The sequence below is a fragment of the Spirosoma arcticum genome (genome assembly GCF_054779955.1).
In genome coordinates this window covers 60,880-87,703 of sequence record NZ_BAAGXG010000009.1, presented here as the reverse complement: position 1 = coordinate 87,703, position 26,824 = coordinate 60,880, and the positions used below count along the sequence as shown (strand labels likewise).

Below are 26,824 nucleotides of genomic sequence, written 5' to 3'. Positions count from 1 at the left end.
GCAAGCTTAGCAAATGAACTACGAGCAAATACAACCGCCTGCCCAGCTCAACGAGTACGTCCGCTATTTTTGGACACTGGAAAGTAGTGCTGATACGTCGCAAAAAACGTTTCGAACCATCGCCGATGGTTGTCCAGGGCTTATTTTTCAGCAGGCAGAAAAGGGAGTACTTTACCAAAATAAGAAGCAGCTACCGGCTGTCTTTTTATTCGGACAATCCACAAAATACGCCGAAATAGCCTTGCGTGGTCAATTCAGCACAGTGGGCGTTTACTTTTATCCAAATGCGCTGAAGTCCATCTTCGGGCTCAACGCGGAGGAACTCACCAACTCGTGTCTCGACCTGAATATGCTGGCGGCAAAACAGGGGTCTCATCTGTTGGAACAATTGTCAAACGCGCCGTCGATAAATAGCCAGATTGAACTGCTATCGTCCTACCTATTCCATCAGTATAAAGAAAATAATGTGCAGGTAGACGAACCTATGCATTATGCGCTAACTCAACTAATTGAATCGAGAGGTAACGTCTCCTTGAAAGAACTCCAGCAAAGTCTGCGCCTGTCTGAGCGGAGTTTAGAACGTAAATTCAAACAGTACGTCGGCATTTCACCTAAATTGTTCTCAAGAATCTGTCGCTTCCAAACGTCATTAAATCAGTTGAGAGCGAATAATTACGGTAAGCTTTCGGATATAGCCTTCGAGAACGAGTATGCAGATCAATCCCACTTCATACGGGCGTTTAAGGAATTTGCGGGGTTTTCTCCCTGTCAGTATCAACGGCAATCGAACGAGGTTGTTGAGAATTTATCCGAACTGATCCTGTAATATCCTGTCGGTTTTGTTCTATTTCCCGCCTTGCCCCCCGTCTACTTTTGTTGAAAAACAGACGGGTGATGGAAAACAAAAGCTTAGGCGTAAACACGCACAAAAAGAAATTGCTCATTTTCGGGTCGACGGGCGGCACCGGTCATCAGTTGGTTGAACAAGCGCTTATGCAGGGATACGCCGTCACGGCGTTTGCACGCAATCCGGCAGCTATATCCACCAAACACGCGAATCTAAGAGTCGTACAGGGTGACGTGATGGATTTCGCTTCGGTCGAACGGGCCATACAGGGTCAGGAGGCCGTGTTGTCGGCAATCGGTTCGCCCGCCAATAAAATCGGCACGGTACGGTCGGATGGAACGCGTAACATTATCCGTGCGATGGAAACAGCCGGTGTCCGGCGTTTCATCTGCCAAACGTCGCTTGGCTACGGCGATAGCCGGAACGTATTAGACCAAACACCTTTCTACTTCAAGTACCTCATTGTTCCGTTCATACTACGGAAGGGCTTCGCAGACCACGCTCTTCAGGAAGAGTACATTAGGCAAAGCCAATTAGAGTGGGTAATCGTCCGGCCAGGCAATCTGACAGACGGAAATCACACGGGTGCATACCGGCACGGCTTTCCAGCGACTGACAAGGCTATCACGGTTAAAATTTCGCGTGCCGATGTTGCTGATTTCATGTTGAAACAAGTGCAGGATGATGCGTATGTGAAGAAGACGCCGGGCGTATCCTATTGACCATTGCCCCTGAAGCAGGAAACCGCCCCCAAGTGGGAGCGGCTCCATGAGTACAACAAAACCACAGTAAAGCTATCAGACGCGTTGGCCAGACAGGATGCCTGTGGCTTTGTTGATGTAGTTAATGGATAATGTGTAATGAGTAATGTATAATGCACTGCGGTGCTCTCTTCATTATACATTACTCATTATACATTCGAGGCCGCCCGCACGGTTCATTTACTTCTAAGCTTCGATCAGGTATTCGTCGTGCTGACTTACGTCCAGCCCTGCCTTCTCATCCTCTTCCGATACGCGCAACGGTAAAATCAGATCCGTTACCTTCAGTAACAGCAGCGACATGCCAAACGCAAAAGCCGACACGGCGACTAACGCAATCATGTGTACGAAGAACAAACCCGTTTCGCCAAAAGCCAGCCCTTCGACCGTAACCGCCGAGTTAATGCCTTTAGTGGCGAAAATGCCCGTCATAATCATACCAACCATACCGCCAACACCGTGGCAGGGAAACACGTCCAGCGTGTCGTCCAAGGTCGACTTCGTACGCAGATGTGCTACGTAGTTCGAGACCATACCACCAATCGTACCGATGAAGATAGCCGTTGGGATAGTCACAAAACCGGCTGCCGGCGTGATAGCCACCAAGCCAACGACAGCCCCGATGCAAAACCCGAGGGCCGATACTTTCTTGCCCTTGGCCGCGTCGAAAAGCACCCAGGCTAAGCCGCCAGCCGCAGCCGCTGTATTGGTCGTGGCAAATGATGAAGCTGCCAATGGCGAAGCAGCTACCGCCGAACCGGCATTGAAGCCAAACCAGCCGAACCACAGCAGGCCCGTACCCAACAGGACGAATGGTACGTTAGCCGGGGGAAAGTAGGAGGCTTCGAGGTGCGACTTCCGTCGTTTCAGGTACAAAGCACCAGCCAGCGCGGCCCAGCCTGCCGACATGTGAACGACCGTGCCACCGGCAAAGTCAAGCACACCCAGTTTGAACAGCCAACCTTCGGGGTGCCAGGTCATGTGCGCCAGTGGGGCATACACGAACAGGCTGAACAGGATAATGAACAAAACGTAGGAGCGGAAATTAACCCGCTCAGCCATCGACCCCGTTACGAGGGCGGGTGTAATAACGGCGAACTTTAGTTGGAAGAAAGCGAATACCACTAATGGAATCGTGGGGGCAAGCGACCAGGGCTTACCGTCCAGCACGCCTTTGAACATGAAGTGATCCATTGGGTTGCCAATAAATCCGCCAATCGACGAACCGAAGGCCAGACTGTAACCAACAACGATCCATAGAATGCTGATAATACCCATGGCCACGAAACTCTGCAACATGGTCGAGATCACGTTCTTGTTATTCACCATTCCACCGTAGAAATAGGCCAGACCGGGCGTCATCAGCAAGACGAGGGCCGAAGCGACCAGCATCCAGGCGGTGTCGCCAGCGTTGATGCCTTCGGTCACGATCTGGGTCGGAACAGCGGGCGACAATACAGCTAAAATACTGATAATCAGCAGAATAGCCAGAGGAATGTAAGTTGGTTTTTGCATGGTACTTTAGGGGTTTTTGTTGTACTAATTGAAAAATTGAGGGTAAGCAAAACGTAGTTACACGAACTTAGAATTTAAAGATAGCGGCCATGCCGAGGGTCGTCTGTCCCGTCTGCAGTTGACCATCACCATCAATAAATTTGTCTTTGCTATAGCTATCGATCCGCAGTTCAGGCTTGAGCAGCACGTGGCCATCGGCAACGGTAATATTACCCGTAATCGTGAGCGAGTTAACGCTCACGCCCGACCCATCGGCGGCTGTGAGCGCCCGTGCCCCGCCCGAATTGTCGAACACTTCGTAGCGGGCACCTAAGCCGAACTTGTCCGACACTGCGTAGTTGCCATAGACTGCCAGACCGCCCCAACTGGTTGATTCACCAACGAACGTACCCGTGAAATACGGATTCAACTGTTGATAACCACCCGTTTGCGAACCAATGGCCGCATTGACGCCGAGGAAGAATTTGGGGGAAATCTGGTACGTCGTCGTCAGGTCGAAGATGGTATAGTTGCCGGTCGTGTCATCGCCCGCGTTACCATTGGTCGTCTGCACGTTGGCTTCGTTAGAAATGGCCGTGTTCAGGTACACGTTCCAGCCACTCACCGGGCTAACAAACAACTGGGCGATGAACCCTTTTGCGCGGTTATTGTCGAAGTTGCGGTCGACGTTGTTGACCAGTCCAACCATCAGATAGGCCCGGTCGCTAAAGGCATACTGCGCTTTGAGGCCGAGGTGATAGAAGGGTCCGTTGTTGAACAGGTTCGACAAAGAGTAATTGTAATTGACGGGGGCGTCGATGACCTCGTACCCGATGTGAGTACCAAATTGCCCGGCCGTGAACGACAGTTTGGGCGACGCCTTCAGGGTAAGGTACGCCTGCTTTATGGCTAATGCCGTGGATGTAGCCGCGCCCGTGTTCAATGACAATGAATTGCCGTAGTTGCCGAGGTCGGCGTTGTTGCCGAACGCCATGTCGAACACGGCGTCTACTTTGTCGGAAGTGTAGGCGGCTTTGGCCTGCACTAAGCCAAGCTGAAACTGACCGGCTCGCTGGTCAAATGCCCGGGCAGCTCCGTTTACACCAACATTTTCGCGGAAGAGGGGTCTGTTGAAATTGCCGAAATAGTAGGTATCCATGTAGCCCGAGAAGGTGAACTTGCCGGGTGTTGGCGTCGACTCGGCTGGTGTTGGATCAGCGGGGCGTTTTTGCGACGTAGCAGTAGTATCCTGAGCTTGACTACTATAACCGGCAAGCAAAGAAGTAATAAGTAAAACAATTTTTTTCATAATTAATGTTTGGTATGACGGACGGCCCGGCGGTGGTTTGTTCGGTGGCAAATTTTAGGATAAAAATAAGCGTATGCAACAGATTAGCTTAAATATTCTAAGATATTTTGCCTTTTTAGCCAATATTATTTGAAATATTCTACTATTTCCAATATAAATACCCAAAAATTACCAAAACATATAACCTTTCATTATATTCTGCTAAAACAGTCTTTTGCCAAATATTATACACTATGCTATAAGGACTTTTTTTGGAGACAAATATCCGTAAAATGAAAAACCCGACCAGTTCCTGATCGGGTTTTTCAACTAATAAGTTGGCAAGAAACTGGCCTATGCTTCGGCGTGAAGCCACGCTTTCTTAGCCAGCAATGTTTCCTCATCCTCTTCGTGTTCAGGATCGGGCACGCAACAATCCACCGGGCAAACGGCCGCACACTGCGGCTCTTCGTGAAAGCCCATGCACTCGGTGCATTTGTCGTTTACAATGTAGTAAAACTCGTTGGAGACCGGAGCCTGCGGAGCTTTGCCGCTTACAACCGTGCCGTCGCCAAAATCAACGTCAGTCAGTTCAGTTCCTCCGCTCCACGTCCATTCTACGCCACCTTCGTAGATGGCCGTGTTTGGACATTCGGGTTCGCAGGCACCACAGTTGATGCACTCATCGGTGATCATGATTGCCATGAGCAGTACAGATTTATAGAATGTAAATTCTGGCCTTTGTAGATTGGACAACAAATATAACTATTTAAAGGTTGGTGCCAAACTAAAATTTAATCACAAAGGTTGATGGGGTATTCCATTTGCTTATCTGATACATGCTCCAATCTGAACGACTACATACATTCGTAGCGTTAGGTAACTTTTTGCGCTCGGCGGAGGCTCAACCCGAATTAGCCGAAGTGGCTCAGCAGGCCAACTACCGCAACAACTGGTTTACCATCTATAATTCATTGAATGCGCTGCGCATGCTTGCCGATGAATTCCTGACCGAGGATAAACTCACCGCCTGGTTAAGTCAGTACGATACCGAATCAGGGAGCACTCCCCGCACCGTTGGGGTTGTGATGGCGGGCAACATTCCGGCCGTTGGTTTCCACGATTTACTCTGTGTGCTGCTGAGCGGCCACCGGCTGTTAGCCAAACTTAGTTCGCCTGATTTTGTATTAATTCATTATTTAATACAAAAATTAACGGACTTCAACCCAGCCATTGGCATCTGGATTGAGGGGGCTGACCGGCTCAATGCGGCCGATGCATTCATTGCCACCGGCAGCAATAACACGGCCCGCTATTTTCAATACTATTTTGGGAAGAAGCCGCATCTGATCCGAAAAAACCGCACGTCGGTTGGGTTATTGATGGGCGAAGAGGGTGAGGATGAGTTTTTGAAACTCGGTCACGACGTGTCCGATTATTACGGATTGGGGTGCCGCAACGTGTCAACAATTCTGGTGCCTGAGGGGCCCAACGGCGAACCGTACGACTTCACTCCGCTGCTGCGTACCTTGGAACCGCAGGTATCAACGTACCTCAACAACCACAAATACCAGAATAATTACGATTACAACAAGTCGATTTACCTCATCAACGGCGTTCCTCACCTCGATAACGGTTATTTGCTGGTGACGCAGAACGACGGGTTAGTGTCGCCAATTTCGGTTTTGTATTTCCAGCCGTACCGGATGCAGGCCGACGCCGACGCGTGGCTCAGTGCCCGCGCCGATCAGATTCAGGTCGTGGCGTCGGCGCAGGGCTGGCTGGCGGGCAGTGTTCCGTTTGGCCAGACACAGCGCCCCGGTTTAGGTGATTATGCCGATGGAGTAGATACAATGGCGTTCCTGAAGCAACTGCGGTAGTTTTGTTCACCTGATTTCAGCCACTCTTGTGGCTACTTTTGAGCCTGCTGATTCAGGTATTGCGACAACAGAATGTCGGGTTTGCAATTGGCTGAAAGTTCTTCGGAGTAAGAAAGCGGGCGTTCAGTTTCCTCGGTGCCGTATTTGGGTACGAAGAGCGTCGATTGCCCGTAACGCTCCCGAAACACGAGGATCACGAACGGGCGACCGTTGTTTTGAATGGTGAACTCCTGGCGTCCGTCAGCCTTGACGACGCTGGCTTTGAAAATCTTCCCGTCCCACGGATGGTCGAAGCCATCCACGGCCACGAGTGACTCGTTTTTAGCTTCGGGACCAACCCGCAGCAACACAACCTTCAGCCCTTCACCGGCCCGGTACACCTTGCAGTACCGCCCTATTTCGGGTCGGGCCGCGTCCGACTTGCCCGACTGGGCCTGAGCGTATCCGCTCAATAACACGACGATCAGGCTCGCAATAAGTGTGCGTTGCATGTGACAGGCTGGGTTCAGTCAGCAGTTAGATTACCTTCTTTGTCGACTGAGAAGCCTTTATGGGCGGAGATGCTGCGCGTACTTTGCACACCTACATCGCCCCGTGGCACCCCATTGTTGTCGTACTTAAACTGCAACTGATCCACGTAGCAGTCTTTCGGTTCATACCCCGATTTGGCGATGGCTTCTTTATACACATCCTCCGCTTTATCAAAATCCGTGATGTCCGACTTTTTGAACAGGACTTCCTTAAAGCCGTCGTAGGTGTCGATAAACTTTTCTTTGCTGCCCAGACCGCTCGATAGCGTTACTTCGCGGGGATCTTCGACCTGCTTACCCTGAAAATCGTACGAGTAAGCCACAATCTTGTTCTTGTTCTCCGGCGATACCATTTGCACCGACATGTGTGCCCTGTCCCCCGCCGGATCGTTGTTACTCTTATTGAAGCTGATGTACACCTCCATCAGTTCAGGATCATCAACACCCGCCTTTTCCAGTATGGCTTCGTAAGCTTCTTCAATCTGGTCACCGTCGGGCATCTGATGTTGTATGTCCCCTCTGTTTTCCAAATCGTCGTTCTTGGCTTCGGCAGCAGCGGCTGAGCTTGCCGAAGCGGCTGTATCGTTGGTGGTATTATCGCTACCACAAGCGGTCATCAACAGATAAAGGCCAACCAATAGCAAGTTTCGTTTCATAGCGGATTATACGTTTTGAACGGTCAGGGCTTCGTAGGCACTCTGCGGAATCTGAATCCAGTAAGTACCGCCGTCCTTCAATTGTAATTCGACGTCGAACGCCCCTTCAACCTTGCCCACCCCTGAAGCAGCCAGGTTATTCTCCTGGTGCAGCCGGTTTACGTGCTGAATGTCGGCCCGCCGAAAGCGCACCGTACCGACGTTGTTTTCCTTCTTATTATCCTTAATAATAAATACGCCATCCGTAGTTAGCGACAGCGCGAAGGTGTCATAGACCGAATGCACCCGGAAGCCCAGCACTACCCCGGCAACATTGCCCGCCGTGACGAGGGTTTTCTCCGAATCGCTCACTTCCCGGAGCCAGAGCAGGCCGTTGGGCCACATTTGGGCGAGTGTTTCGCCCGTCGTGTAACCATAAAATTCGCGCATGACGGGGGTATCTGTCTCGCGTTTTTTTACGTAGAAAAAATAGTACAGATAACCGCCTACCCCGGTAATGAGCATCAGTGAGAACAAAGACATACGTTTTGCTGATTGATAGATGAAGATTTTTTAGACAGGATTACAGGGTTTTAGCTGCGATAAACATCATTTTCAATCCTGTAATCCTGCCAACGAACACTGTACAATTATTTCTTGCCGCCTTTGGCCAGCCCGTTCAGGATGGCGTCGTTCCAACCAGCAATTTCTTTACTGGCCGGGCCGCTGACGGTAACCGTTTGGCCGTCGGTGCTCCAGGCTACTTTCATGGCCGTCGCTTTATCGGACGGGCTGAGGACGATGGCCAGTTTTTCTCCCTTCGGCCGCCAGCCATCCGAAATGTATTTGCTGCGCGACCCGAAAAAGTCAGCGATGGTAGTCATGTAGCCCATGGCCAGGTTAAACGAAACCGGATTTTTGGCAAGATCCGGCGCGTCGTATTTAAACGTGAGCTTGCTGGCTAAGCCGTCGATCTGTTCTTTGCAGGTTGGCTTCCACTCTTTGGCCTTGTCGGTCTGAACGCCATAACCGCATTTCTCTTCGAGAGTTGTATAACCCGCCTTATCCGAGAAATCGACTAACGATTGGGCCATTCGTTTGAAGCTATCGCGGCCACGCGGCTGGCTGGGTGCGGCCAGCACCGTTTCCCACATCGTCGGCGAGAGATTGATCGTAAATAGTTTCTCGACCACGTAGCCCGTCATCCAGACGTTGCTCTGTTCAATTTTGTCGATGAGTTGTTCTTTATTATCCTGCGCCACCGAAGCCGTGCTCAGGGCGAGGACCACGATCAGCGTGAATGGAGTGATTACGTTTTTCATGCGTGAATTTGTTTTTGTTCGGGGCAAAGGTCAATCACGTCTCCTTCAGTAACCATACTACCAAAGTAGTATATTGACACGCGGCAGCATCAGACCGCCGAGCGAACGCGTATGTTTACCGAACGGGTTCTTACCTCTTCCACCCCATCCTATGCGAGGTCTTGTTTACATCCTGCTTTTCGCTGGCCTAATAGGTCTCGTCATTTCGTGCCGGGAAACGGCCGACACGAAACGTTCAGGTATATCGGCGCGGGATTCGGTACGGGTGTTTCAGTTGTTCGGGCAGGCGTATGGCGTGCAAAACACCGACCCCGACAGCGCCTACGCCCTGATTCAGGAAGCGGGTGCTCTGTCCCGCCGGAACGGCTTCGACCAGGGACTTTTTAACTATTACAACCAGGCGATATATAACCGGGCGGCTTTCCGGGGCGACTTTACACTGGCCAAACAACTGAGCGACACGGCCATGACCCTGGTGCAGGACCCCGCCCGGCAGCGATTCAGAATGCTGATGAATTTCTCCAGGGCCATTCACTACCAGCTTCAGGAGCAAAACGATTCGGCCATTGTGTATTACCTGCGGGCACTCGACAACCAGCCGTTCACCAAAGACACGTCGCGGGTGCCCATGATTCAGAACAATCTGGCCATTCTGTTTCATTATCAGCAGCGCGACGATCTGGCCGTGGCGTATCAGTTAAAATCGCTTCGCCACGCCGTCAGCGAAGCCGACACGGGCGCACTGATTGGCAGCTACGTAAACTTGTACGGCTTTGAAACGGCCCGCAAAGACACAACTACGGCATTTGCTTACTTGGCAACGGGCATTGCACTGGCAACCGGCCCAAAAATGTGGCGGCAGCAAACCGAACTCTACAAGAATGCGGGCGAGTATTATTTGGCTAAACGCCGAAGCGACTCGGCACGGTACTACTTCAGCCGTTACTACCACCTGACCCGGACCCTGTATCCCCCCGCTTACTTAGCGCAGCCGCTCATTGGCCTGGCTCAGACCGACTGGCTGGCCAACGATCTACGGGCAACCGAACAACGACTATCCGACGCAGCCCGGCTCACGGCCATTGACTCGCTGCCGATGCTCGACCGGCAAAACTATTACCAGACCCAGTACCGGCTCTTCCGGAAAACCGCCCGCCCCGCCCAGGCACTGGCCGCCCTTGAGAAATATAACTTAGCCGTAGCCGAATTTGAGAACGGCGAGAAAAACCGCCAACTGATTCAGTACGACGAGAAAGTTCGCAAATTACGGGACGAGAAACAGGCCGCCGAGCAGCAGTTGGTTATCACCCGGAAAAACAACACCATCGTGATGCTGACAGCGGGTTGTTTGCTGCTGGCCGGGGTGGCCACGCTGCTGGTGCTGTACTGGCGCAAACGCAAGCTGCTGGAGTCGGAGAAACTCGCCAAACTTCGGTTAGAGACCGAGTGGAACGCGCTGAAAAGCCGCATGGAAGCCCAGCAGGAAGAGCGCAGCCGCATCTCGCAGGAACTGCACGATGAGCTGGGTACGGCGCTGACGTCGATTTCGCTCGCCAGCGAACTGCTCAAACAGCAGCAGCAAACCAACTCGACCGAAGTACAGATCATCGCCAGAGCGTCGTCGGAGATGACGACCCGCATGAATGAAATCGTCTGGAGCCTCAACGTGAACAATGACAACCTACAGAGCTTAGTCGCCTACATTCGGAAGTTCTGTGCCGACTTTTTAGGGGAAGCCGGTATCCAGATGATCTTTACCGAAACCATCGCCGACCCCCAGCGCGAACTGAAAGGCATTATCCGCCGGAACGTCTATCAGTCGGTGAAAGAAGCCGTTCATAACGTGGTGAAACACGCCGAAGCGTCGCGGGTTGAACTGGCCATCGCCACCGTCGAAAATGAGTTGCACATCCTGATCCGGGACAACGGCAAAGGCATGAGCGGAGAACCCGCTAAACTCTGGAGCAACGGCCTGCGGAACATGCGCAAAAATATTGAAGGCGTGAAAGGCCGGATCAACTGGATCACTGACAACGGTACGCAGGTCAGCATTCAGACGCCGATGAGCACCTGAAGTTCATAAACCGGCTTGCCGGTTTAACAATCACCACTATGATCGCCGTTTTTATCGTTGAGGACAACCCCGATATTCAGTTGCTGCTGCAAACGATTGTGAGCCGCGACGATGAGTACGCCTGCGTGGGCGTGTCCCCGACCGGCACCGACGCGCTCCGCCGTATTCCGGAACTGCTGCCCGACGTGGTGCTGATGGACATTGGCTTGCCCGACCTGAGTGGCATCGACTGCGTCCGGAAGCTGAAGCCGCTTTGTCCCAATGTCGAGTTCATTATGTGCACCATTTACGACGAAGACGAAACCGTTTTTCAGTCGCTCGAAGCCGGGGCTAACTCGTATATTCTCAAGAAAAGTAAACCCGAATTGCTGCTGTCCGCCATTCGCGAGGTGTACGAAGGTGGCTCACCCATGAGCAGCGACATTGCCCGCAAAATCGTGGGTCGGCTTCAGCGCAACGGCCAGGTTCGCACCGACTACCACATCACGCCCCGCGAAGTAGAGGTGCTGACGATGCTCTCGAAAGGACTGACCTACGCCGAAGTAGCCGATGGGCTTTTTATCAGCGTCAAAACCTTGAAAAAGCACATCTATAACATCTACGAAAAACTCCACGTCGACAACAAGGTCGAGGCCCTCAACAAGTTTTTCGGAAAGTATTGATTGCTGTAGAGACGCGAAGTGTCGCGTTTCTACAGTTCCTCCAGGGTATTGCCTTTCCGGGCGTTACAGTGCTGGCACATTGGCTGGTAATTGGCCAGGGTGCTCTCGCCACCTTTAGATCTGGGAACGATATGGTCGATTGTCATGAGCGTGAAATCAGCCGTGTACAGATCGACGTGATGCCCTTTCCCCGGATCAACGGACGACAGTAAGTGGACGCCCTCAACCCCACAGCGTACGCAGGCCGTTCCTTTTTTTGCGAATACCTGTAAGCGCCGGTGGTTGTTGTACTTGGTCCGCAGTAAGTTGAAATCCAGCCGTTTGAGAATCCGGTTTCCGTTTAAGGTATGTGGTAAATTCATAGCAATGAGTACGCTTAATACCGCCAGCTTTTTAAGTCTGCGCCGGGCGGGTGGTTCATTTCGATGCGCTTCAGGATTTTGTCCACGTACATGGTGTTGTAGCGCAGACGGCTGATGTAGTTGGGTTGCGTGGGGTCGCCGTTCCAGCAGTGTTCAGCGCGGTCGCCATAGGTCACTTCGCTGTTAGCCGCCGGGTTCTGAACCCCTTTCAAAAAATCCTCCATCAGGTAAACCGCATTATTGAGGTAATAATTGTCCATATCACCACAGTAGAGGTGAATTTTGCCGACGACTTTGGGGCCGAGCGTTTTCCAGTCGCGCCGGAGAATGTGGAGCAAATCATAGTGATCGCGCCAATGGGCCGCTACCGTGGTGTCTATTTCGCCGGTTAGCTTGTTCCAGATTCGTTTGGGGTAGCCATCGGGTCCGGCGGGGGAGTAAACAGCCTCCCAGATGTCGAACTGATCGCCGGAGCGGCTGTGCGTGCCCAGCGCCAGTTCGCGATGGTTGGTTTCTTCGAGAGTCACTTTCACCTGGCCGAGGTAATTGCGCTGACCGGGCCGGGGCGTCCGCCGGAACGGGCCTTCACTGTAGTACGCGTTTTTGTCTTTATACAGATTGAACACCGTGTAGGCATCGAACGCAATGGGGTCGGGGCAGGCGGCAAAGCAGCCATTGAACTCGTCGGGGTAGAGCACCTGCGCGGCCAGCGCTTCCCAGCCGCCCGTGGACCCGCCATACGTAAACCGTGCCCAGCCCTGCCCAATACCCCGGAACTGCCGCTCAATTTCGGGCAGCAGTTCATACATGATGGCGTCGCCGTAGGGACCGAGATTTTCGGAGTTCACGGCGTAGGAATCGTCATAATACGGGTTGGCGTGCTGAATCTCCACGATCAGCATACGCGGGAAGTCCTTGCTGGTCCATTTTTTATAGAAGTCATGCGCTTCCTGCGCCACTATTTTCTTGTAGCCGTAGAGTTTAAACCGCTCGATGTAATCGGTCGTGTCCATGTTAGCGACTGGGGGCGTTTCGCTGAAACCGTCGAAGTCGGCCGGAAAGTGGCCGTGGTTAATGCAGATCGGGTAGCGTGCTTCGGGGTGCTCAACAAACCCGGCGGGTAGCAACACGTGCGCGCCGAGGTACATAGGCCGCCCCCAGAACTCGGTCAGGCGTTTGCTCTGGATCTTGATGTGCTTAATAAATTTCGTGTCTTTCGGAGTCGGAAGCGCCGGATTTACCTGATCCATCACCACCGCAACGGATTGCGTCGCCCCGGCCCGAAGCGTAATTTTCTGCGGCTTACTGAACAGGTTGCCGGGAGCCGTGCGCCAGTTTTGCCCTTCGCCCCGGTCCATCGGCAGCTTGACGGTACGCCGGGTTCCGTTGGGTCCGTTTTTCACCTGAAACGTCTCGTATTTATGCAACACCACCTGTACGTAGTAGTCGCCGGGCGGTAAATCGCGCAGGCTGCGCTTCGGATAACCAAATGCATTTGCATCAACCACAGCCGCCTGACCGGGTTTCAGCCCGTTCACGTCGACACCGAATAACTGCGCCGTTTCGATGGCGTCACTAACCTGTTGGCGGGGTTCCGTCTTATTGGTTTTGGCCAGTATGAGCAACACGCGCCCGTCGAGCGAATCTTTGGTTTGCGAAGCGGGAAACATGACGGAGAACGTGACCGGGCCAACCGGCTGAGCGTTAACGGCGAGGGCGAACAGAAGGGCTAAAATCAGTAGTGAGTGCTTCATACAAACAGGCAGGTTGGCTTACGACCGGGAAGATACTAATCAGCCCATAAAAAGCGGTATGCCTTCCTGGATTATTCAGGAAGGCATACCGTTTAGGACTGAAAATAAACCAAATTACTGACGAAGAATTTTAATCGTTTTGGTCTGCGTCGTCGTGTTCACCCGGAGAAAATACAGGCCCGGTTCGGCGTTGAGCCGAATGGTGCGTTTCTCCAGCGGAGCCGCCCGCTCAATGCGCTCGTCGCTGATTGCCCGTCCCCGCGTATCGCTCACCGTCCACTGCACTGGCTGACCGTCGGCCCCGCTAATTTCTACTTCGGCGATTCCGTTGACGGATGGATTGGCAAATACCCGAACGCTCAGTTCAGCGACCGATTCGCCAACGCCCCGGCGGGCCGAACCACAGGCAGCGGGCAGATTAAAGGTGTAGCTGACTGTTATGCCACTTTGCGTAGCCTGAAGCAAAATCGGTTTGGGATCATTGCGCAAACCGTCCTCAACCGTGCCCGTTGCCGCCGTGAGGCTGCTCCGCTGCACACCGGGCGCACTAAACACAATCGGCGAACCGTCGCCCCCGCTGGTGTTCAGGGTAATGGCTCCCGTAGCGCAGTTGTATGTCGGGGCCAGCAGCGTTAGTGCACCACCCGGCGACGGACCACCCCCGCAGGCACCGGGCAGATCGAACGTGACACTCACCGTCGTACCGCTTTGCGTGGCTTGAATCACAATGGGCTTGGGATCGTTGCGCAGGCCGTCTTCCACCGTACCATTGAAGGCCGTCAGGCTACCGCGCTGGATGCCGGGTGCATTGAAAACGACCGGCGAACCGTTGCTCCCGCTGATGTTGAAGGAGATAAACCCGCTGGCGCAGTTGTAGGTCGGAGCCAGCAAGGCGAACGCCATTCCACCCCCTATTGGGTTGATGGTAATTGTGTAAGTAACACTCGTGACATTGCCACTCCGGTCGCGGGCCGACACGGTAACGGGAAAGACGCCAGCCACCACGGGCACACCGGCGACGATGCCGCCTGAACCGCCACTAAACGACAAATTAGCGGGCAGGCCAACAACGGTGTACGAAAGCGGGAGCACTTCGGGATCGGTGAAAGACGGAATTACCTGGTTGAACCCCACCCCTACCGTGCCGGTGACGTTGGGAATAACGGGCGCGACGGGCGGCAGGTTAACGTTATCCAACCGCCACAAGTCGCGTTCAGACAGGCCGGGGCGGGCCGTAAAGTACAACTTATCGTTGAAGCCGGTCAGATCATTGACGCTCCGCAGGATGGATTCGGCATTGAGGTTATAGTCGGCTAAGCGAATCGTCCCAGCCGCTGTTCCGTCGGAAGCCCACAGGTCGCGGCTGTCGAACGACCCGCTGACTGTGAAATAGAGACTGTCGCCAACGGCCGTCAACTTTGTTGGGCTACCGGGCAGGACCTTCACCGACAGGGTTCCCGCTTCGGACCCGTCGGTAACCCAAAGCCCGCCCCCCGAGAAGAAGTACAGTTTGCCATCGAGGACCTCAAATTCATTGGCAATAGGGACGTTTTTTATAAACTGGGTTCCCCCCACGGTTCCATCGGTCGCGAAGAGTCCCGTCCGGACCGGACTGGATGGTATAGCTTGACTCGCGACAAAATAAACCCGGCCATTGTAAGCAGTATTACTGCCGGAGATGATGTTGGGGAATGAAGCGTTCCCGCCCGGCGAGATATCCAAAGAGAATGTTCCCTCCGGCGTACCATCGCTTACCCACGGCTCATCTTCCGTACCCGGTGAGTTAGCCCGGAAGATAATCTTACCCGTTTCGTTCAGCGGGATGAAGTTGCCCAGCGAAATAAATAGTCGGGGACCGTCTGGATTCAGCGGGTTTAGCGGCCCACCCTTAACGAGACGAGTCCCGCCCGCCGTGCCATCCGTAATCCACAACAGGTTGGTAAAGTCAATTCGGTAAAACAGCTTATTTCCACTGGCGGTAAGCTCAGTCGGGTTGCTTCCGCCCGTCGGTACGCCCAGCTCGTCCGACAACCGCCGTGTGCCGCCTGTTGTACCATCGCTGGTCCATAACTCGCGCTGGGGTCCGTTCTGCGCCACAAAATACAGCCGACCGTTGCTGACCGTTAATTGCTTTGGATCCGACGAACTGCTGCCGGGGAAGATGTCTTTCACCAGCATCGTACCCCCAGCGGTGCCGTTCGTTACCCACAGTTCCCGCCCGGTAGCGCCGGTAGCCGCCGTAAAAAACAGCCGGTCGTGGTAAACGGTGAACTCGTTGGGGTCGGACCCCGCGCCAGCCGCCGTGTTAATGTTCGTCAGCAAACTGGTTCCGGCCGGGGTTCCATCGGTCGAATACACTTCGAGACCATCCGCTGCTGATTTAGCCGAAAAGTACAGCCCCCCGCCATAGGCAGCAAACTCTTTCGGTTCGTTACCCACTGCGCCACCCGTTGTCAGGGCAACGGGCCTTTGTGCCAACGCGCCGGTTAGCAGGAGCGACCAGATCAGGGCGGCTGCGATCCGTAGGGTGGCCCGGTTGTAGTTGTGTTTCATGGCACTTAATTGGCTGAGGGTTACATGTTTAAGGTTCGTTAGGAAAGTTACTGACCTGCTTTCCTGGGAACAACGCAGTGGCCTGTTATCAAGGGTTTTCCCGATTAAACTGCGTAGTTCCACGGGGGTCAAAATTACCCTGTTCAGCCCGCAGTGGGTACTACGGGTACTATTCGTTGCGTTAGTTGAAACAAGCGGAGCCGGTGGATACAGATGAGTTGAAAACAGGAAGGGAGCAGCCAGCCCATTAGCCAGTCGCTCCCTTCCTGTTTTATTCCGATGCGCTCCTTTCCTACTGATACACCCGCACATAATCCACTTCCATGCGTTGCGGCCAAATGGTCTCATCCACACCCTTTTGCCCGCCCCAGTTGCCCCCCACGGCCACGTTCAGAATCAGGAAAAAAGGCTGGTAAAATGGCCACTGCGCTTCCGTCCCGCCCAGGGCCGATTTTTGAACGGTGTAGTACAGTTTATCGTCGACAAAAAAATCGATTTGGTCGGCGGTCCACTCGATGGCATACAGGTGAAACGCACTGGCCACATCAGGAACAATCGTCTGATTTCCTTTTTGTGTGTTTTTCCCGTGGTTATAGGCTTCGGAGTGGATGGTGCCGTGAACTACCCCTTCGTCAAAACCAACGTGTTCCATGATGTCGATTTCTCCACGACGGGGCCAGCCAGCCGCCGACTTATCGACGCCCAGCATCCAGACGGCGGGCCACGTACCAACGCCTTTGGGCAGTTTGGCCAGGGCTTCAAACCGGCCGTAGGTCCAGGTCGCTTTGTTCTGCGTCAGCAACCGGGCGGACGTATAGTTCTTACCCTGGTACGCTTCCTTTCGGGCTTCAACGATGAGTTTACCGTTTTCGACACGGGCATTCTCGGCCCGTCGGGCGGTGTAGTACTGAAGTTCGTTGTTGCCCCAGCCGTTGCCCCCAACGTCATATCCCCACTTCGTTGAGTCGGGCAGACCGGCCTTCTCGAACTCATCAGCCCAAACGAGTTTGCGGGGTGCCGATGGAGCCGTTACGCTCGCCGGAGGTGTGACGGTCACGGGCGGCTGCATGGCAGGCACAGAGATGTCGGGACCTTTGCAGGCCAGTAATAGGGCAAACAGAAAAGCCATCAGAGTCAAAGTTTTCATACGTAAACAAAGAGCGAATGAGTAATTACCAAAGCGGAGAGATTGCGGCTACTCAGTCGCCCTTTCGCTCGTTCATTCTTTCGCTTTTTAAAGCAAACGCCCACATCAGGAAATCGGGCATGATCCGGCTCCACGTATCCTGATTGTGTTTTCCGCCGGGTATCTCCACGTACCGAATATCGAACGGTTGGCCGCTGCCCGGTTGGCCGGTGCCATCGCGCCGGTAACCCTTTTTTACCAATTCGTCGATCAGATCGGTTGTGTCTTCAATAGCGTCGATAATGCCGTTATTGTTGCGGTCGCTGGTTTCGTCTTCAGTGCCAGCCTCGAACCAGAATTTCAGGTTGGTTTTGCGCGTACCGGCCCGCACCAGTTGGTGCATAATCCGGTCGGTATCGTCGGAGTAGGTTCCGTCGAACTTTTTGCTGCGCCACCAGAACGAGCCGGAGAATACGCCCGCCCGCGAAAACTGATCCGGGTGATGAAACACAATGTCGAAGGCCGATAGCCCGCCGAGCGAAAAACCCGCGAACACGCATTGCGCCGGGTCATCGCTAACGCGGTAGTGTTTTCGGATGTAGGGCAGCAGTTCGGTCAGAACGAAATCAGTGTACAACCCCGCCTTAGCGCCCCGCTTCATGTAGTCGGCCTGGGCAGCGGTGCCGTACTCCTGAATCCGGTCACCGGCGTGAATGGCCACCAGCACAAACGGCCGGATAGCCCGCTGTTTATAGAGCGAATCGAGCACGGCCTTCATGCGAAGCGACTTCAGATCCTGCCCGTCATTAAGTAGTAAAATTGGCAGTGGTGCGGCCGTTTGCTGGTAATCGGGCGGTAGCACGATGTCTAAGCGAACGCTTCGGTTGAGGGGTACAGAAATCAGAGAATCGTCGCGCCGGACGGTAACGGTGGAGTTTTCGGCAACGACGGAGGCCGGTAACGGTTGAGCCATAAGGGCAATTGCGAAGAGAAGTAGGGATGTCACAATACGCAAAATAGGCAATTTTTAGAATAGGCTCCGACCTGTTTTTGCCGATACCAGCTATTTCCTCTAATTTCGGCCGATATTTTTACCGTTCTCTTTCTCAGAAAATACCGTGCAGGAAAACTATCGTACCTGGTATTCGCACCACCTCGGCCGCAACATGGAGATGCTGGTTTATGGTAACTGGGGCTACCCCGTTGTGCTGTTTCCGACCTCGATGGGTCATTATTACGAGTATAAAGACTTTGGCCTCACCGAAACGGCCCGCTGGTTTGTGGAAACGGGTAAAGTCAAACTGTATTGCATCGCCAGCATCGACAAAGACAGTTGGTACGCCAAGCACCTGCACCCCGGCACCCGCATTTGGAACCACGTTTTGTACGATAAGTTTTTGCACGAAGAACTGGTGCCGGGTATTCAGCGCGAGTGCAACGTCCAGAAAATTGGCGTTTCGGGCGCGTCGTTCGGGGGGTATCACGCGCTCAACTTCGCCTTCCGGCACCCCGAACAGGTCGGGCACCTGCTCACGATGGGCGCGGCCTTCAACATCCGGTCGTTTCTGGGGGGTTATTACGACGATAACGTGTATTATAACAACCCGCCCGACTTCATGCCGGGGGCACAAAACGACGAGTTTCACCGCATGAACATCGTGCTGGGCACGTCGGAACACGATTTCTGCAAGGATGGTAACTACCAGATGTCGGGCATTCTGAACCGCAAAGGCATCCGCCACAAGCTCGACGTGACGCCCTGGGGCAATCACGACTGGCCCGTCTGGAAAGATCAGTTCCCGAGGTATTTGAGCATGATTTGATTGTATCCTTATGTGGCCCATGACTGCCTACGCCCAACCAACCGGCTCCATCACAAACGCCCTCGACCGACTCCGTAACCACATTGCGCAGGTGCCGGAGCGGGTGAACGCGTTATCGGATGCCGATATGACGCAACGCGTGCCGGGCAAGTGGTCGCGCAAAGAGATTCTCGGCCATTTGATCGACTCGGCCCTGAACAACCTGAAACGATTTACGGATGCGCCCCTTGCCGACAGGCCGTATCTGCTTCAGGGCTACCAACAGGATGATCTGGTGGAGGTCAATCGCTATCAGCAGTTGCCATTGGCGCACTTGTTAACTCTGTGGAGCAGCCTGAACGTCCAGATTGTTTACGTGACCGAAGCATTGCCGGTTGACAGTCTCAGCAAACAGATTCGGTTCAGTCAGTCAGACGTTCCCGACAGAACGCTGGGCTGGCTCATCGAAGATTACGTCGCTCATTTAGAACATCACTTAAAAACCTTGTTATAATACTTGGTTGGACTGGTGCGCCAGTCCGATGGCGCATCATCGGCCATGTCCGGGTATCATTTTGATTCAACCTACTAACTAACCTCCACGTAGCTTAGACGGCTACTCACAGACATGAAAAAAATAGGCATCCTTTTCGGACAGGAAAACACCTTTCCCCAGGCATTCGTTGATCGCGTCAATGAGAAGCAGAGCGACTTCCCCGCCGAGTTCGTCCGCATCGACCAGGTCGAGCAGAGCGTTCCGACCGAGTACGCCGTCATTATCGACCGTATTTCGCAGGACGTGCCGTTCTATAAAGCATACCTGAAAAATGCAGCCCTGACCGGTACGGCCGTCATCAACAACCCGTTTTGGTGGAGCGCCGACGAGAAGTTCTTCAATAATGCGCTGGCCGTTCAACTCGGCGTTCCGGTGCCGAAAACAATTCTGCTGCCGTCCAAAGAGCGCCCCGACGATACCAACCACAACTCGTTCCGCAATCTGGATCACATGAACTGGGACGCTATTTTCAACCACATTGGCTTCCCGGCATTTATGAAACCCCATGCCGGGGGCGGGTGGAAGAGCGTCTATAAAGTAGACAACAAGGAGCAGATGTTCCGGTCTTACAACGAAACCGGGCAGTTGGTCATGCTGTATCAGGAAGCCATCGACTTCACAGATTATGTGCGTTGCTACTGCATTGGCGGTAAAGACGTGCTGATTATGCCCTACGAACCACGGAACGTGCATCACCTGCGCTACGCAGCGGAGTTGAAAGCAACCGGCGACGCGGGCAAAAAACTGCTGGCGACTATCAAAGAGTACGTGCTAAAATTGAACCACGGCCTCGGCTACGACTTCAATACGGTTGAGTTTGCCGTGCGCGACGGTATTCCCATCGCCATCGACTTCTGCAACCCTGCCCCCGACGCCGACGTGCATTCGGTGGGGCAATCTAATTTTGAGTGGGTAGTGGAAGCCGCAGCTAACATGGCCATTGAGCGGGCCAAACGGGCGCAGAAAGGCGGTGACAATCTGACGTGGGGAACGTTCGTGCGCAACTCCACACAGGGACCGGGTTCGCTGGATGCACCCGTTAAGAAAACCAAGGGCGTTGATGTGGGCGAACCAGTCATAGAGAAAGAGCCGAAAGTCGTTAAAGCGGCTAAGCCAAAACAGGACGAGAAAAAGGAAGAGAAGCCTAAAAAAGCAAAGAAGTAACGATTATAGTTAACACGCTGGGCGTCAGCAACGAAGTCGAATAGATGCTATTCGACTTCGTTGTTTTTAAGCCGAAACCGGCAGAAACTACCTGACCACGACGGTTGTTTACCTATCTAAAAATCTCGACCTTCGACCTAAAGCATTTTTTGAAACTTTATTCGTCCCACTGAGCAACGCAACTACTATTATGAGCACATACGATCAGATCATAGAAGAGGGAGTCATTAAAGGTCGGCAAGAGGGTCGGCAGGAAGGTCAGGAGAAAGCCTTTCGGACAATGCTCAGGATTGCCCATCAGCAGGGAATCGACATTGCGGCATTGGCTCGCCAGTACCCCGACCTGCCCGCTGAGCGCGTTCAACGCATTGTTGACGAAACAAAAGCAGCAAAGTAGGCAGCGTTGACGGAACGGGTTCCAACCGTTTGGGTATTGGATGAATCCTATTCTGAAAACCACGACCATGCGTCCACTTCTTACGCTCCTGATTGTCGCACTCACGATTGCGTCCTGCCGTCAACCTGAGACCATTACGCCCCAATCGCTGACCGGCGTGTGGGTTGAGAAATCAGCCCGGCAAGACACGCTCACCTTCAATCCGGAATTCCAAAGGCAAAATGTGTTGGGAATGTTGCTCGTAAAATGGAGTAAACAAGTTTATCCGAGTGGCTATACTCCTCCCAAAAACGGCGACTTGTGGACATATATACTTGGCGACGGAAAAATTCTTGTTAAGGCACCTTTTTCCAGCCTTGGTGTGGCAGCCCCGTATATTTTTGAAGGGAGAGGCAACGAACTGCGCGTCGAAAACTTCTACGAACTTGGGGTTAACCAGCCCGCCACCGCCATCCGAACGCTGGTCCGGTTAAAGTAAACGTCGCCATCTTTGTCAAAAGCGACGCCTGTCATTATCAATATGGCGGGCGTCGCTTTTGATGTTTTAAACGCGGCCAAATAAGTTATTGACAGAATAGTATTGGCCAATTCTAACCGAACACGGACGTGCCATTCGTCATAAAATCAAAAGACCATATAAATGCACTGGCCTTTTTTGGCCATATTCGCGTTTCACGGCGCAATGAGCAGCACTTGTTCATCAACGTGTGGACCAAATAAGCTAACCTTAATAAATGAATAGACGAGATTTCACCTGGTTGTCCGGCATGGGCGTGGGCGGGTTATTGACCGCTTCGATTCCCGTTCTGGGCAACGCAGTCGCCCCCGACTACCTGCTCGAAGCGGCCGTCCGGGGTTCCGGCGACGATGTGGCCGCGAAGAAACGATTAGCCGACGTTGCCCTTAACGCGGCCAAAAGCCGGGGAGCTACGTACACCGACATACGCATTGGGCGGTATCTACAGCAGTTTATGTTTACCCGCGAACAGAAAGTGCAGAACATCGTCAACGCCGAGTCCTACGGCGTCGGCATCCGGGTGATCGTGAACGGCACGTGGGGTTTTGCCGCCACCAGTGACGTCACCCCCGATGCCATCGCCAAATGTGCCGAAACGGCCGTGGCCATTGCTAAAGCTAACGCTAAGGTGCAAACCGAACCGGTCGTGCTGGCCCCGCAGAAAGGCGTTGGTGAGGTGAGTTGGAAGACGCCCATCCGGAAGAACGCGTTTGAAATTCCCGTTGGGCAGAAAGTCGATCTGCTGATGAAGGTCAACAGCGAAGCCGTGAAAAACGGCGCGGCTTTCGTGACATCCAACCTGTTCTTCGTCAACGAGCAGAAGTACTTTGCGTCCACCGACGGCTCCTACATCGACCAGGACGTGCACCGCGTCTGGCCGACGTTTACCGTTTCGGCGGTAGACCGCGCAACGGGTAAGTTCAAAACCCGCGATGCGCTCTCCTCGCCAATGGGCATGGGTTATGAATATTTAGATGGCTTAGCAACCGAGAAAATTTCGGCACCCGGCGGCTTAGTCGGCTATCGAAATTCGTACGACATGGTCGAAGATGCCACGCTGGCAGCCAAACAGGTTAAGGCAAAACTGACGGCCAAAACCGTGCAGCCGGGTAAATACGATCTTGTACTCGATCCCAACCACCTCGGCCTGACCATCCACGAATCGGTTGGGCACCCCACCGAACTCGACCGGGTGCTGGGCTACGAAGCCAACTACGCCGGAACCAGCTTCGCCACCCTCGACAAGTGGAAAACTAAGTCGTTCAAATACGGTAGTCCGCTGGTTAACATTGTGGCCGACAAAACGCAGCCGCACACGCTTGGCACGGTCGGCTACGACGACGAGGGCGTTCCCTGCAAACAGTGGGATTTGATAAAAGACGGGATTTTAGTGAACTACCAGGCCATCCGCGATCAGGCGGCCATCATCGGCGAAAAGGAATCGCACGGCTGCTGCTACGCCGACAACTGGAACTCGGTGCAGTTTCAGCGGATGCCCAACGTATCGCTCAAAGCAGGTTCCGAAAAACGGTCGGTATTTGACATGATCAAAGGCGTTGAAAAGGGCATTTACATCATCGGGCGCGGGTCATATTCCATTGACCAGCAACGCTACAACTTCCAGTTTGGCGGTCAACTGTTCTACGAAATCAAAAATGGCGAGGTCGTGGGCATGCTCGATGACGTAGCTTATCAGTCGAACACGCAGGAATTCTGGAACTCCTGCGCCCAGCTTTGCGACCAGGATGACTACCGCACCTTCGGCTCGTTTTTCGATGGCAAGGGCCAACCCAGTCAGGTCAGCGCCGTTTCGCATGGCAGCGCTACCACCCGCTTCAACGGGGTGAATGTCATTAATACCGGACGGAAGATTTAAAAATAGTTGGTGCGGTTCCCCGCCGGGATTTGTAGTTTGTTGTTCGTGGTTGTCGCCACAGCAAACTACAAATCCCGGCGGGGAACCGCACAAATCACAAACTAAGCACATGGCCATTTTAACGAAAGAAGAAGCAAAGAAAATTATTGATAAGGTGCTGGGGTATGCCAAATCCGACGAGACGTTCGTAAGTCTGTCCGGCGACCGTACCGGCAACATTCGTTACGCCCGTAATTCGGTTTCGACGTCGGGCGAATCCAGCAACCTGTCGCTGGGCGTGACAGCCGTGTTCGGTAAGAAGTCAGGCACGGCGACCATCAACGAGTTTGACGATGCGTCGCTGGAAAAAACCGTTCGGCGGGCCGAAGAAATTGCCCGGCTGGCTCCCGAAAACCCCGAATACGTGCCGATGCTGGGTCCACAAACGTACCTGCAAACGGCCACGTTCGCCGAGAGTACTGACAAAATAACGCCGGACTTCCGGGCCAAAGCTACCTTTGACAGCCTCGATCCCTGCCGCCAAAAGAACCTGACGGCGGCTGGCTACATGGAAGATACGACCGGGTTCACGGCCATCGGCAATAGCAAAGGGCTGTTCGGCTATAACCGCGCTACGGGCGTCGACTTCTCGATTACGGTTCGCACAGCCGACGGCACTGGCTCAGGCTACGCGGCCCGCGACGTGAACGACGTGAGTAAGCTGAGCACTAAAGCCGCCACCGAAGTTGCCATGCAAAAAGCGCTGGCCTCGTCGACGGCGCGGGCGCTGGAACCAGGCAAATACACCGTCATTCTGGAGCCAACGGCCTCGGTCGAACTCCTGCAAAACATGATGGGCAGCATGGATGCCCGCAACGCCGACGAAGGCCGGTCGTTTCTGAGTAAGAAAGGGGGCGGTACGCGGCTCGGCGAGAAATTGTTCGATGAGCGCGTGACGATCTATACCGACCCAATGAACGCGGAACTGCCGCTGGCCCCGTTTGGCGGGGGCGGAGGTCGCTTCGGGGGTGGCGGGGGTGACGGTCGGCCGCAGGAGAAGGTAACCTGGATTGAGAAAGGCGTGGTTAAAAATATGTATTACTCGCGCTTCTGGGCTGATAAAAAAGGCGTAAAGGGCGTTCCTCCACCGGGCGGCATCATCATGGCGGGCGGCACCCAATCGCTGGCTGATCTTATTAAAGGCACCGACAAAGGCATCTTGGTCACGCGCCTGTGGTACATCCGCGCCGTGGACCCGCAAACGCTGCTTTACACCGGCCTCACCCGCGACGGGACGTTTTATATAGAAAACGGGCAGATCAAGTTTCCGGTCAAGAATTTCCGCTTCAACGAAAGCCCGGTCATCATGCTCAACAACCTCGAAGCAATGGGCAAGCCCGTCCGGGCGGGTGGTCACTTGATTCCACCGCTAAAAATCCGTGACTTCACATTCACCAGTTTGTCGGACGCAGTATAGTTTTCTTAAACATAGAGGCACAGAATTTCTCACGTAGTAGACGGGGAAGCTCTGTGCTCTCCGTGTAAACCGCTACGGCGGACCGTCTCTGTTACCTCTATGTTTAAATAGCCACCACAATGAACCGCCGAGATTTCAACCAACTACTGGGGATGGGTGCCACAGGCCTCCTTCTCCCCTCTCTACCCGCCTTTTCGCGTACCATTGCTCCTGAAGCTCTGCTGGAATCCGGGGTTGATGTAGCCACTAAAAAGCGCCTTGCTGATGCCGCCATGAACGCGGCAAAGAGCCGGGGGGCTACCTACACCGACGTGCGCATCGGCCGCTACCTGAACCAGTTTGTGGTGACGCGTGAAGACAAGGTGCAGAACATCGTCAACACCGAATCCTACGGCGTGGGCGTCCGCGTGATTGCCGATGGCTGCTGGGGATTTGCCGCCGTCGTCGATGCCAAAAGCGAAGCCGACGTGGCCAAAGCCGCCGAAAAAGCGGTTGCCATTGCCAAAGCCAATGCCCGGCTAATGAAGGAGCCCGTGCAGTTAGCTCCGCAGAAAGGTTACGGCGAGGTTAGCTGGAAAGCACCAATTACCAAAAATGCTTTTGAAGTACCGATCAAAGAAAAGGTCGATCTGCTGATGGCCGTGAACGCGTCGGCACTGAAGAACGGGGCCAACTACGTGAACTCGGTGCTGTTCATGGTCAACGAACAAAAGTACTTAGCCACCACCGACGGGACGTATGCCGATCAGGATATTCACCGGATGTGGCCCATCTTTACGGTTACCGCCATCGACCCCAAGACAGGTAAATTTGAGACGCGGCAATCGCTGAGTGCGCCAATGGGTATGGGTTATGAGTATTTACAGGCTAACCCCGCCGACAAGGTAACGGGCATCACAACCCGCTATAATAAGGGTTACGATATGCTCGAAGACGTGACGGCAGCCGCCAAACAGGCCCGCGCCAAGCATGCGGCCAAGTCGGTCGAAGCGGGCAAGTACGACCTCGTGCTCGACCCCTCGCACCTGTGGCTGACCATCCACGAATCCGTCGGCCACCCGCTCGAACTCGACCGGGTGCTGGGTTACGAAGCCAACTACGCCGGAACCAGCTTCGCCACCCTCGACAAATGGCAGTCGAAAAACTTTAATTACGGCAGCAAGCAGGTGAATTTGCTCGCCGATAAAACGCAGGTCGGTTCGCTGGGTGCGGTCGACTGGGATGACGAAGGCGTGAAAACCAAGCAGTGGGATCTGGTCAAGGACGGTACGCTTGTCAACTATCAGGCCATCCGCGATCAGGTGCACATCATTGGCGAGGCCGAATCACAGGGTTGCTGCTACGCCGATAGCTGGAGTTCGGTGCAGTTTCAGCGCATGGCCAACGTATCGCTGGCGGCTGGCAAAACACCGCTGTCGGTGCAGCAGATGATTAAAGACGTCAAAAAAGGCATCTACATCATCGGCGACGGCTCGTTCTCCATCGACCAGCAACGGTACAACTTCCAGTTTGGCGGGCAGTTGTACTACGAGATAAAAAACGGCGAAATCGCCGGAATGCTCAAAGATGTGGCGTATCAATCGAACACCCAGGAATTCTGGAACTCGTGCGTGCAGGTTTGCGACGAGAAAGACTACCGCTTAGGTGGCTCGTTTTTCGACGGCAAGGGCCAGCCCAGCCAAAGCAGCGCCGTTTCGCACGGCAGCAGCACCACGCGTTTCAACGGCGTCAACGTAATCAACACGGCAAGGAAGATTTAAACCTCAGA

The 26,824-nt window shown here is 53.8% G+C and carries 25 protein-coding genes; 13 read left to right on the top strand and 12 right to left on the bottom strand.

All coding sequences use genetic code 11. The features are described from left to right. Positions 1-13 precede the first annotated feature (13 nt). Positions 14-826, top strand: a complete 813-nt coding sequence (locus ACYVHB_RS20545; protein WP_461053665.1) for a DUF6597 domain-containing transcriptional factor — start codon at positions 14-16, stop codon at positions 824-826. Positions 827-894: 68 nt separating this feature from the next. Further along, entirely contained in the window at positions 895-1,569 is a 675-nt protein-coding gene (locus tag ACYVHB_RS20540; RefSeq protein ID WP_461053664.1) for an NAD(P)-dependent oxidoreductase, read from the top strand. 225 nt (positions 1,570-1,794) lie between these two features. Here the strand turns inward: ACYVHB_RS20540 and ACYVHB_RS20535 are convergent, their stop codons facing one another. The 3 genes from ACYVHB_RS20535 to ACYVHB_RS20525 form a co-directional block, all read right to left on the bottom strand. Further along, positions 1,795-3,123, bottom strand: a complete 1,329-nt coding sequence (locus tag ACYVHB_RS20535) for an ammonium transporter (RefSeq protein WP_461053663.1) — start codon at positions 3,121-3,123, stop codon at positions 1,795-1,797. A 67-nt stretch (positions 3,124-3,190) separates the two neighbouring features. Then, positions 3,191-4,411, bottom strand: coding sequence for a porin (locus tag ACYVHB_RS20530; protein ID WP_461053662.1), 1,221 nt, complete (start codon positions 4,409-4,411; stop codon positions 3,191-3,193). Positions 4,412-4,744: 333 nt separating this feature from the next. Beyond that, positions 4,745-5,095, bottom strand: a complete 351-nt coding sequence (locus tag ACYVHB_RS20525; RefSeq protein WP_461053661.1) for a 4Fe-4S dicluster domain-containing protein — start codon at positions 5,093-5,095, stop codon at positions 4,745-4,747. A 134-nt stretch (positions 5,096-5,229) separates the two neighbouring features. Here ACYVHB_RS20525 and ACYVHB_RS20520 point away from each other — a divergent pair, with 134 nt between their 5' ends. Next, positions 5,230-6,270 carry an acyl-CoA reductase gene (locus ACYVHB_RS20520; protein WP_461053660.1) on the top strand — a complete coding sequence of 347 codons (1,041 nt, stop codon included), beginning with the start codon at positions 5,230-5,232 and terminating at the stop codon, positions 6,268-6,270. A gap of 32 nt (positions 6,271-6,302) precedes the next feature. Here ACYVHB_RS20520 and ACYVHB_RS20515 read toward each other — a convergent pair whose 3' ends face one another. The 4 genes from ACYVHB_RS20515 to ACYVHB_RS20500 form a co-directional block, all read right to left on the bottom strand. After that, positions 6,303-6,761, bottom strand: a complete 459-nt coding sequence (locus ACYVHB_RS20515) for a hypothetical protein (protein ID WP_461053659.1) — start codon at positions 6,759-6,761, stop codon at positions 6,303-6,305. 14 nt (positions 6,762-6,775) lie between these two features. Next, a complete protein-coding gene (locus ACYVHB_RS20510; protein WP_461053658.1) occupies positions 6,776-7,456 on the bottom strand; it encodes a hypothetical protein in 681 nt (226 codons plus the stop codon). 6 nt (positions 7,457-7,462) lie between these two features. Beyond that, complete coding sequence (locus tag ACYVHB_RS20505; RefSeq protein WP_461053657.1) at positions 7,463-7,978, bottom strand: hypothetical protein; 516 nt, start codon at positions 7,976-7,978, stop codon at positions 7,463-7,465. A gap of 107 nt (positions 7,979-8,085) precedes the next feature. Next, positions 8,086-8,757, bottom strand: a complete 672-nt coding sequence (locus ACYVHB_RS20500) for a hypothetical protein (RefSeq protein ID WP_461053656.1) — start codon at positions 8,755-8,757, stop codon at positions 8,086-8,088. A 151-nt stretch (positions 8,758-8,908) separates the two neighbouring features. Between ACYVHB_RS20500 and ACYVHB_RS20495 the strand changes: the two genes are divergently transcribed. Then, complete coding sequence (locus ACYVHB_RS20495) at positions 8,909-10,831, top strand: tetratricopeptide repeat-containing sensor histidine kinase (RefSeq protein WP_461053655.1); 1,923 nt, start codon at positions 8,909-8,911, stop codon at positions 10,829-10,831. Between the two features lie 38 nt (positions 10,832-10,869). Continuing rightward, positions 10,870-11,493, top strand: coding sequence for a response regulator transcription factor (locus ACYVHB_RS20490; protein WP_461053654.1), 624 nt, complete (start codon positions 10,870-10,872; stop codon positions 11,491-11,493). Between the two features lie 29 nt (positions 11,494-11,522). Here the strand turns inward: ACYVHB_RS20490 and ACYVHB_RS20485 are convergent, their stop codons facing one another. From ACYVHB_RS20485 to ACYVHB_RS20465, 5 genes are all read right to left on the bottom strand, one after another. Continuing rightward, entirely contained in the window at positions 11,523-11,855 is a 333-nt protein-coding gene (locus ACYVHB_RS20485) for an HNH endonuclease (RefSeq protein ID WP_461053653.1), read from the bottom strand. A 14-nt stretch (positions 11,856-11,869) separates the two neighbouring features. After that, on the bottom strand, positions 11,870-13,609 hold the full coding sequence (locus ACYVHB_RS20480) for an alpha/beta hydrolase (protein WP_461053652.1): 1,740 nt from the start codon (positions 13,607-13,609) through the stop codon (positions 11,870-11,872). Between the two features lie 114 nt (positions 13,610-13,723). Then, the gene (locus ACYVHB_RS20475; RefSeq protein ID WP_461053651.1) at positions 13,724-16,162 is read right to left on the bottom strand and encodes an ELWxxDGT repeat protein; all 2,439 of its coding nucleotides are present in this window, start codon (positions 16,160-16,162) and stop codon (positions 13,724-13,726) included. Positions 16,163-16,454: 292 nt separating this feature from the next. Next, the gene (locus tag ACYVHB_RS20470; RefSeq protein WP_461053650.1) at positions 16,455-17,309 is read right to left on the bottom strand and encodes a glycoside hydrolase family 16 protein; all 855 of its coding nucleotides are present in this window, start codon (positions 17,307-17,309) and stop codon (positions 16,455-16,457) included. A gap of 52 nt (positions 17,310-17,361) precedes the next feature. Then, complete coding sequence (locus ACYVHB_RS20465; protein WP_461053649.1) at positions 17,362-18,261, bottom strand: alpha/beta hydrolase; 900 nt, start codon at positions 18,259-18,261, stop codon at positions 17,362-17,364. Positions 18,262-18,406: 145 nt separating this feature from the next. On the opposite strand from ACYVHB_RS20465, the gene ACYVHB_RS20460 reads away from it, so the two are divergent. The 8 genes from ACYVHB_RS20460 to ACYVHB_RS20425 all read left to right on the top strand — a co-directional run bounded on the left by ACYVHB_RS20460 (position 18,407) and on the right by ACYVHB_RS20425 (position 26,816). Continuing rightward, positions 18,407-19,111 (top strand): esterase family protein, encoded by a 705-nt coding sequence (locus tag ACYVHB_RS20460; RefSeq protein WP_461053648.1) that lies wholly within the window; start codon positions 18,407-18,409, stop codon positions 19,109-19,111. Positions 19,112-19,130: 19 nt separating this feature from the next. Beyond that, the gene (locus tag ACYVHB_RS20455; RefSeq protein WP_461053647.1) at positions 19,131-19,604 is read left to right on the top strand and encodes a DinB family protein; all 474 of its coding nucleotides are present in this window, start codon (positions 19,131-19,133) and stop codon (positions 19,602-19,604) included. A 114-nt stretch (positions 19,605-19,718) separates the two neighbouring features. Further along, positions 19,719-20,810 (top strand): ATP-grasp domain-containing protein, encoded by a 1,092-nt coding sequence (locus tag ACYVHB_RS20450; RefSeq protein WP_461053646.1) that lies wholly within the window; start codon positions 19,719-19,721, stop codon positions 20,808-20,810. 190 nt (positions 20,811-21,000) lie between these two features. Then, complete coding sequence (locus tag ACYVHB_RS20445; protein WP_461053645.1) at positions 21,001-21,207, top strand: hypothetical protein; 207 nt, start codon at positions 21,001-21,003, stop codon at positions 21,205-21,207. Positions 21,208-21,274: 67 nt separating this feature from the next. Further along, positions 21,275-21,685, top strand: a complete 411-nt coding sequence (locus ACYVHB_RS20440) for a hypothetical protein (RefSeq protein ID WP_461053644.1) — start codon at positions 21,275-21,277, stop codon at positions 21,683-21,685. 256 nt (positions 21,686-21,941) lie between these two features. Then, positions 21,942-23,600, top strand: coding sequence for a TldD/PmbA family protein (locus ACYVHB_RS20435; protein ID WP_461053643.1), 1,659 nt, complete (start codon positions 21,942-21,944; stop codon positions 23,598-23,600). Between the two features lie 109 nt (positions 23,601-23,709). After that, positions 23,710-25,056, top strand: coding sequence for a TldD/PmbA family protein (locus ACYVHB_RS20430; RefSeq protein WP_461053642.1), 1,347 nt, complete (start codon positions 23,710-23,712; stop codon positions 25,054-25,056). A gap of 119 nt (positions 25,057-25,175) precedes the next feature. After that, positions 25,176-26,816, top strand: coding sequence for a TldD/PmbA family protein (locus tag ACYVHB_RS20425; RefSeq protein WP_461053641.1), 1,641 nt, complete (start codon positions 25,176-25,178; stop codon positions 26,814-26,816). The last annotated feature ends 8 nt before the right edge of the window (positions 26,817-26,824 follow it).